Genomic DNA, 9,282 nt, shown 5'->3' on the forward strand with positions numbered 1-9,282 from the left:
GCTGCCGCTTCCCCGGCGGCGCCGACTCGCCCGAACGGCTCTGGGACCTCGTCGCCGCGGGCCGGGACGCGATGACCGGCTTCCCCACCGACCGGGGCTGGGACGTCACCGACGCCGGCTTCACCAAGGTCGGCGGATTCCTCGACGCGGCCGGCGCGTTCGACGCCGCCTTCTTCGGCATCAGCCCCCGCGAGGCCACCGGCATGGACCCGCAGCAGCGGCTGCTGCTGGAGACCGCGTGGGAGACGGTCGAGCGGGCCGGCATCGACCCGGCCACGCTGCGCGGCAGCCGCACCGGCGTGTTCGTCGGCTACGGCGGCCAGGACTACCTCACCAGCCTGTACGGCACCCCCGACGAGCTGCAGGGCCACCTGCTGACCGGCACCTCCGGCAGCGTGGTCTCCGGCCGCCTCGCCTACGTCCTCGGCCTGGAGGGCCCCGCGGTCACCGTGGACACCGCCTGCTCCTCGTCCCTGGTCGCCCTGCACTGGGCGATCCGCGCGCTGCGCTCCGGCGAGTGCGACCTGGCACTGGCCGGCGGGGTCACCGTGATGGCCACCCCGGGCGTCTTCGTCGAGTTCGGCCGGCAGGGCGGTCTGGCCGCCGACGGCCGCTGCAAGGCGTTCGCCGACGCCGCCGACGGCACCGGCTGGGGCGAGGGCGCCGGCCTGCTGCTGGTGGAACGGCTGTCCGACGCCCGCCGCAACGGCCACCGCGTCCTCGCCGTCGTCCGCGGCTCCGCCGTGAACTCCGACGGCGCCTCCAACGGCCTGACCGCGCCCAACGGCCCCTCCCAGCAGCGGGTCATCCGGGCCGCGCTCGCCGACGGCGGCCTCACCCCGGCCGACGTCGACGCCGTCGAGGCGCACGGCACCGGCACCGCGCTCGGCGACCCCATCGAGGCCCAGGCCCTCCAGGCGGTCTACGGCCAGGACCGCGACCGTCCGCTGTGGATCGGCTCGGTCAAGTCCAACCTCGGTCACACCCAGGCCGCGTCCGGCGCCGCCGGTCTCATCAAGACCGTCATGGCGCTGCGGCACGGCGTGCTGCCCGCCACCCTGCACGTCGACCGGCCCTCCGCCCAGGTCGACTGGACCAGGGGAGCGGTGTCGGTGCTCACCGAGACCACCCCGTGGCCCGAGACCGGTGTGCCGCGCCGGGCCGCCGTGTCTTCCTTCGGCGTCAGCGGCACCAACGCCCACGTCGTCCTCGAACAGGCCCCGCCCGCCGCGCGGACCGCGCCCGCCGGGGACGGCGGACCCGTGCCGTGGCTGGTCTCCGGCCGCACCCCCGAGGCCGTGCGCGCCCAGGTCGAGCGGCTGACCGAGGACCTCGCCGGCCACCCCGACCCGGTCGCCGTGGCCCGCGCCCTCGCCACCACCCGCACCGCCTTCGAGTACCGCGTCGCCGCCACCGGCAGCGACACCACCGCGCTGCTCGACGCCCTCGCCGAGGCCCGGCCCGTCGCCGCCCGCCCGGGCCGCACCGCGTTCCTGTGCACCGGCCAGGGCGCCCAGCGCGTCGGCATGGGCGCCGGCCTGTACGCCGCCCACCCCGCCTACGCCGACGCCTTCGACGCGGTCTGCGCCGAGTTCGACCGCCTGCTCGACCGCCCCCTGCGCGACCTGGTGCTGTCCGGCCCCGCCGACGTCCTCGACCGCACCGCCTACGCGCAGCCCGCGCTGTTCGCCGTGGAGACCGCCCTCGCCGCCCTGCTGCGCCACTGGGGCGTGACCCCCGACCTGCTGGCCGGCCACTCGCTGGGCGAGATCACCGCCGCCCACCTGGCCGGAGTCCTCTCCCTGCCGGACGCCGCCGCACTGGTCGCCGCCCGCGGCCGGCTGATGGACGCGCTGCCGGCCGGCGGTGCGATGGTCGCGGTCGAGGCCGACGAGGACCGCGTACGGCCCCTGCTCGGCGACGACGTCTCGCTCGCCGCCGTGAACGGCCCGCGCGCCCTGGTGCTCTCCGGCCGCGAACCGGCCGTGACCGAGGCCGCCGACCGGCTCGCCGCCGAGGGCTGCCGCACCCGACGCCTGCGGGTGTCCCACGCGTTCCACTCCGCGCTGATGGACCCGATGCTGGCGGAGTTCCGCGCCACCGTGGCCGCGCTCGACCTGCGGGCGCCCTCCGTCCCGGTCGTGTCCGCGCTGACCGGCCGCCCGCTGACGGCCGAGGAGGCCCGCTCGCCCGAGCACTGGGTCCGGCACGTCCGCGACACCGTGCGGTTCCACGACGCCGTGGCCGGCCTGGCCGCCGCGGGCGCCGTACGGTACCTCGAACTCGGCCCGGACGGTGTGCTCACCGCCCTCGCCCAGAGCGGCCTGCCGCCCGCGGAGGCCGACGAGCGCGACCCGCTCGCCGTACCCCTGCTGCGCGCCGGCCGGCCGGAGCCGGAGACGCTGACCGACGCGCTCGCCCGCGCCGCCGCCGACGGCCTGCCCGTCGACTGGAACGGCTACTTCACGGGCCGCGGCGGCGGCACCGTCGACCTGCCCACCTACGCCTTCCGGCGCGAGCACTACTGGCTGCCCGCCGGCTCCGGTACCGGTACGGCCTCGGCGGGGCACCCCCTGCTGTCCGCCGCGGTCGACCTGCCCGACGGCGGTCTGGTGCTCACCGGGCGGCTCTCGCCCGCCGCACGCCCCTGGCTGGCCGAGCACACCGTCCGCGGCACCGCCCTGCTGCCCGGCACCGCCCTGCTGGACCTGGCCCTCGCCGCGGCCGGCCGGGTGGCCGCGCCCGGCGTGCCCGAACTGATCCTGGAAGCCCCGCTCGTCCTGCCGGCCGACGGCGCCGTGGAGGTCCGCGTCACCGTCGGCGCCGCCGAGGCCGACGGCCGCCGTACGCTCGCCCTGCACAGCCGTACCGCCGACGGCGACTGGACCCGGCACGCCACCGGCGCGCTGGGCGAGGTGCCCGGCGAGCCCGCGGTCACCGGCGCCTGGCCGCCCGCGGACGCCCGCCCCGCTGACCTCGGCGCCCTGTACGGGCGGTTGACGGACGCCGGGTTCGGCTACGGACCCGCCTTCCAGGGCCTGCGCGCCGCCTGGCGGCGCGGCGAGGGCCCGGCGGCCGAGGTGTACGCCGAGGCCGAGCTGCCCGCCGGCGTCCCCGACGCCGACCGCTGCGCCGTACACCCGGCGCTGCTCGACGCGGTGCTGCACGCCATCGGCGTGGGCGGTCTGATCACCGACCCGGCGCACGGCGGGCTGCCGTTCGCCTGGAGCGGGGTACGGGTCTTCGCCCCCGGCACCCGCGCGGTCCGCGCCCGGCTGTCCCGGGCCGGCGCCGAGGGCGCCCTCGCCGTCGAGCTGTACGACGCCGACGGGCTGCCGGTGGCCGCCATCGGCTCCCTGCGGCTGCGCCCGCCCGCCGCTCCCGCGGTGCCCGACGCGCTCTTCGAGACCGCCTGGGTGCCCGTCGAGCAGGGCGCCGCCCCGGCCCGCCGGATCGCGCTGCTCGGCACCGACACCGCGCTGGCGGCCGGCCTCACCGCGGCCGGCGCCACCCTGGTCGACGCCGCCGACGCCCCCGAACTCCTGGTGCTGCCCGTCGCCACCGACCCCGGCGCGGACCCCGTCACCGAGACGCACCGGGCGACCGCCGCCGTGCTCACGGCCCTGCGCGACCTCCTGGCCGACGGGGCGAGCACGGCCCGCCTCGCCGTGGTCACCCGCGGCGCCCTCGCGCTGTCCGCCGAGGAGTCCCCGGATCCGGCCGCCCGCGCCGTCTGGGGCCTGGTGCGGACCGCCCAGACGGAACACCCCGACCGGATCGTCCTCGCCGACCTCGACGCCATGGACGTCTCCGGCGCGCTCGACGTTTCCGCGTCCGCCGCGTCCGACGGGTCCGCCGGTGTTTCCGGTTCCGTTGATGCTTCCGGTTCCGCCGGTTCCGTCGGCGTCTTCACCACCGGCGCCGCCTCCGTCCGCGCCCTGCCCGCCGCGCTCACCTGCGGCGAGCCCCAGGTCGCCGTGCGGTCCGGCGTGGTCAGCGCGCCCCGGCTCACCCGGGCCGGCGCCGACGCGCTGGTCCTGCCCGACGGCGGCTGGCGGCTCCAGCCGGGCTCCACCGGCACCGTCGACGGCCTGACGGCCGTGCCCCACACCGACGCCCCGCTCGCCGAGGGCGAGGTACGGGTCGCCGTCCGCGCGGTCGGCGTGACCTTCCGGGACGTCCTCAGCGTGCTCGGCCTGTACCCCGGCGCACCGCAGCCGCTCGGCATCGAGGCCGCGGGCACGGTCACCGAGACCGGGCCGGGCGTGACCGATCTCGCCGCCGGCGACCGGGTGTTCGGCCTGCTGCCCGGCTCCATGGGCTCCGCCGCCGTCGCCGACCGGCGCCTGCTGGCCCCCGTGCCCGACGACTGGAGCTTCACCCGGGCCGCCGCCGTGCCCTCCGCGTTCCTCACCGCCTGGTTCGCCCTCCACGACGTCGCCCGGGTCCGGGCGGGGGACCGGGTGCTGGTGCACGCGGCGGCCGGCGGTGTCGGCATGGCCGCCGTGCAGGTGGCCCGGCTGCTCGGGGCGGAGGTGTTCGCGACGGCGAGCCCCGGCAAGCACGGGGTGCTGCGGGGGATGAGTCTGGACGAGGCGCATGTGGCGTCGTCGCGGGACACCGGGTTCGCGGACCGGTTCCCGCGGATGGATGTCGTACTGAACTCCCTGGCGGGCGAGTTCGTGGACGCCTCGCTCCGGCTGCTCGGCCCCGGCGGGCGGTTCGTGGAACTCGGCAAGACCGACCTCCGCGACCCCGCCGGGATCACCTACCGCGCCGTCGACCTCGCGGACGCGGGACCCGACCGCATCCAGGAGATGCTCTCCGACCTCCTGGCCCTGCTCGCGGCCGGCGACCTCGCCCACCTCCCGGTGCGCGGCGTGCCCATGGGCCGCGCCCGCGAGGCGTTCCGCTTCATGGCCCAGGCCCGGCACACCGGCAAGCTCGTGCTCACCACCGCCCCGTACGGCGACGGCACCGTCCTGATCACCGGCGGCACCGGCACCCTCGGCGGCCTCGTGGCCCGGCACCTGGTCACCGAGCACGGCGTCCGCGACCTGCTGCTCGTCGGGCGGCGCGGCACCGAGCCGCCCGCCGTGGCCGACCTGCGGGCCGCCGGCGCCCGGGTCCGCGTCGCGGCCTGCGACGTGTCCGACCGGGCCGCGCTCGGCGCGCTGCTGGCGGACGTCGAACCGCCGCTGACCGCGGTGGTGCACGCGGCCGGCGTCCTCGACGACGGCACGCTCGCCTCGCTGACCCCGGAGCGGCTCACCGCCGTCCTGCGCCCGAAGGCCGACGCCGCCTGGCACCTGCACGAACTCACCGCAGGCACGGACCTGTCCGCCTTCGTGCTGTTCTCCTCCGCGGCGGGCACGTTCGGCGCCCCCGGCCAGGGCAACTACGCCGCCGCCAACACCGCCCTGGACGCGCTCGCCGAGCACCGCCGCGCCCGCGGCCTGCCCGCCGTCTCCCTCGCCTGGGGGCCGTGGGCCGCCGAGAGCGCCATGACCGGCGGCCTGAGCGGCGGCGACCGGGCCAGGATGACCCGGGCCGGCGTCCGGCCGCTGACCGCCGCCGAGGCGCTCGCGCTGCTCGACGCCGCCTGCCGCACCACGTCCGGCGCCCTCGCCGCGCTCCGGCTCGACACCGCCGCGCTCACCGCGGGTCCGGGCGCACCCCACGCCCTGCTGCGCGACCTGGTCCGCCGCCCGGCCGGCCCCGCCCGCGAGGACACCGCGGCACAGCCCGCGCTGCCCGAGCGGCTGGCCGGCCTCGGCGAGGAACAGCGCCGCCGGGCCGTGCTCGACGTCGTACGCCGGGGCGCGGCGGCCGTCCTGGGTCACACCCGGGTCTCCGCCGTGGACACCGCGCGCGGCTTCCTGGACCTCGGCTTCGACTCGCTGACCGCCGTGGAACTGCGCAACCGGCTCACCGAGGCCACGGGGGTACGGCTCGCCGCCACCGTCGTCTTCGACCACCCGACCCCGGCCGCCCTGGCCCGCCACCTCCTGACCGAGCTGGCACCCCGGATCCAGGCGGCCAGGACCGCCGCGCCCGCCGCCGAGGACCCCGACGCCGAGCTGCGCGCCGCCATCGCCGCCATCCCGCTCGACCGGCTCCGGCAGGCCGGGCTCCTGGACGAACTCGCCCGCCTGGCCGGCCTCGCCGTACCGCCCCGGGACCACCCGGCCCAGCAGCAGCCGGCCCCCGACGACCACGCCGACGACCCCGCGGACGGCCCCGAGGACGACGGTCCCGACGAACTCATGGACGCCCTGGACGACATGAGCATCGACGACCTGATCAGGATCGCGCACGACGAGCGCCCCCGCGGAAACTGAGGATCACGAACAGCATGAGCAACACCAACGAAGAACTCGTCGAGGCGCTGCGCAGCTCGCTGCGGGAGACCGAGCGGCTCCGCCGCCGCAACCGCGGGCTGACGGCCGCCGCGAGCGAACCGATCGCGATCGTCGGCACGGCCTGCCGGTTCCCCGGCGGCATCGACTCGCCCGAGCGGCTCTGGGACGCGGTCGCGGCCGGCTCGGACCTCATCGGCGGCTTCCCCGAGGACCGCGGCTGGGACCTCGGCGTCCACGACCCCGACCCCGAGCGGGCCGGCCGCAGCTACACCGACCGCGGCGGCTTCCTCACCGGCGCCGCCGACTTCGACCCGGCGTTCTTCGGCATCTCCCCGCGCGAGGCCCGCGCCATGGACCCGCAGCAGCGGGTGCTGCTGGAGACCGCCTGGGAGGCCTACGAGCGGGCCGGCATCGACCCGCACGCCCAGCGCGGCAGCCGTACCGGTGTGTTCGTCGGCACCTGGAGCCAGGGCTACGGCATCGGCGCCCGCGTCCCCGAGGACGCCGAGGGCTACCTCGTCACCGGCGGCGCCACCGCCGTCGTCTCCGGCCGGATCGCCTACGTCCTCGGCCTGGAGGGCCCCGCCGTCACGGTCGACACCGCCTGCTCCTCGTCCCTGGTCGCCCTGCACTGGGCGGTGCGGTCGCTGCGCGCCGGCGAGTGCTCGATGGCCCTGGCCGGCGGTGTGACCGTCATGGCGAGCCCGGGCGTCTTCGTGGAGTTCTCCCGGCAGCGCGGCCTCGCCGCCGACGGCCGCTGCAAGGCGTACTCGGCCGACGCGGACGGCACCGGCTGGGGCGAGGGCGTCGGCGTCCTGCTGCTGGAGCGGCTCTCCGACGCCGTCCGCAACGGCCACCGCGTCCTCGCCGTGGTGCGCGGCTCCGCCGTCAACTCCGACGGCGCCAGCAGCGGCCTCACCGCCCCCAACGGGCCGTCGCAGCAGGAGGTCATCCGGCAGGCCCTCGCCGACGCCCGGCTCACCCCCGCCGACGTGGACGTCGTGGAGGGCCACGGCACCGGCACCCGGCTCGGCGACCCCATCGAGGCGCAGGCGCTCCTCGCCGCCTACGGCCAGGAACGCCCCCGCCCGCTGCTGCTCGGCTCGGTCAAGTCCAACCTCGGCCACACCCAGGCCGCCGCCGGCGTCGCCGGGGTCATCAAGATGGTCGAGGCGATGCGCCGCGGCATCGCCCCCCGCACCCTCCACGTCACCGAGCCCACCCCGCAGGTGGACTGGACGCGCGGCGCCGTCGAACTCCTCACCGACAACCGGGACTGGCCCGCCACCGGCGCACCCCGCCGCTCCGCGGTGTCCGCGTTCGGCGTCAGCGGCACCAACGCCCACGTCGTCCTGGAGCAGGCCCCGGACACCCCCGAACCCGCGGACACCGCGCGCGCCGAGCACCCCGTCGTGCCCTGGCTGCTGTCCGCCCACACCCCGGCCGCCCTGCGCGCCCAGGCCGAACGGCTCGCCGCCGGCCTGCCCGACGACGCCGACGCCCTGGACGTCGCCGCCGCCCTCGCCACCACCCGCGCCGCCCTGCCGCTGCGCGCCGCCGTCCTCGGCTCCGACGCGGAGCAGCTGCGCGCCGGCCTCGCCGCGCTGGCCGCCGGCGCACCCGCCGCGGTCTCCGGCGAGGCCCGCCCCGACCGCACCCTGGCCTTCCTCTACACCGGCCAGGGCGCCCAGCGCGCCCGCATGGGCGAGGAACTCGCCGCCGCCTACCCGGCGTTCGCCACCGCCTGGGCCGAGGTCTGCGCCCAGTTCGACGCCGTACTGCCCCGCCCGCTGCGCGAGGTGATCACCGAAGGCGGCCCCGACCTCGACCGCACCCTGTACGCGCAGGCCGCGGTGTTCGCGTTCGAGACCGCGCTGACCGCCCTGCTCGGCTCCTGGGGCATACGCCCCGACCTGGTCCTCGGCCACTCCGTCGGCGAACTGGCCGCCGCGCACGCCGCCGGCGTGCTGTCCCTGCGGCACGCCGTCGTCGTGGTCGCGGCCCGCGGCCGGCTCATGGAGGCCCTGCCCGACGGCGGCGCGATGGTCGCCGTGCAGGCCGCGGAGGCCGAACTGGACCTGCCGGACGGCGTGGCGCTGGCGGCGGTCAACGGCCCGTCGTCGGTGGTGCTGTCCGGCGACGAGGAAGCCGTGCTCGCCGAGGCCGCCCGCTGGGCGGAGCGCGGACGCCGCACCAAGCGGCTGACCGTCAGCCACGCCTTCCACTCCCACCGCATGGACCCCGTCCTCAGCGGCTTCCGCCGGGTGCTCGGCGCCGTCACCCTCGACGCTCCCCGCATCCCGTTCGTCTCCACCGTCACCGGCGCCCCCGCCGACACGGAACTGCGCGACCCCGCGTACTGGCTGCGCAACGTCCGCGACACCGTCCGCTTCGCCGACGGCGTCCGGGCCCTGGCCGAGGACGGCGCGGACACCTTCGTCGAGGTCGGCCCGGACGCCGTGCTCGGCGCCCTGGTCACCGACGCGCTCCCCGACGACCCCGACCGCCCCGAGGTCCTCGCCGTCCCGACCGCCCGCGCGGACCGGCCCGAACCCGAGACCCTGGTCGGCGCGCTCGCCCGGCTCCACGCGCACGGAGCCCACGTCGACTGGACCGCCTTCCTCGGCCCCGGCACCCGCCACGTCGACCTGCCCACCTACGCCTTCCAGCACCAGCACTACTGGCTGGCCCCGGCCCCCGCCGACGACCTCACCGCCGCCGGCCTCGGCACCGTCGGCCACCCGCTGCTGCGCGCCGCCGTCGAACTGCCCGCCGACGACACCGCGGACCGCACCGGCGCCACCGGAGCCGTCGTCTTCACCGGCACGCTGTCCGCCCGCACCCACCCCTGGCTCGCCGACCACACCGTCCTCGGCACCCCCGTCCTGCCCGGCACCGCGCTCGCCGAACTCGCCGCCGC

Annotated in this window: 2 protein-coding genes; both read left to right on the plus strand. The window is 77.9% G+C overall.

The window, feature by feature from the left end:
- Window positions 1-6,341: type I polyketide synthase (locus CCN44_RS45195; protein ID WP_167404041.1), on the plus strand; the 6,341-nt coding region annotated here is incomplete at its 5' end.
- Between the two features lie 14 nt (window positions 6,342-6,355).
- Window positions 6,356-9,282: type I polyketide synthase (locus tag CCN44_RS28645; protein WP_143650011.1), on the plus strand; the 2,927-nt coding region annotated here is incomplete at its 3' end.

The organism is Streptomyces tricolor, assembly GCF_002155905.1.
Lineage (GTDB): Bacteria > Actinomycetota > Actinomycetes > Streptomycetales > Streptomycetaceae > Streptomyces > Streptomyces tricolor.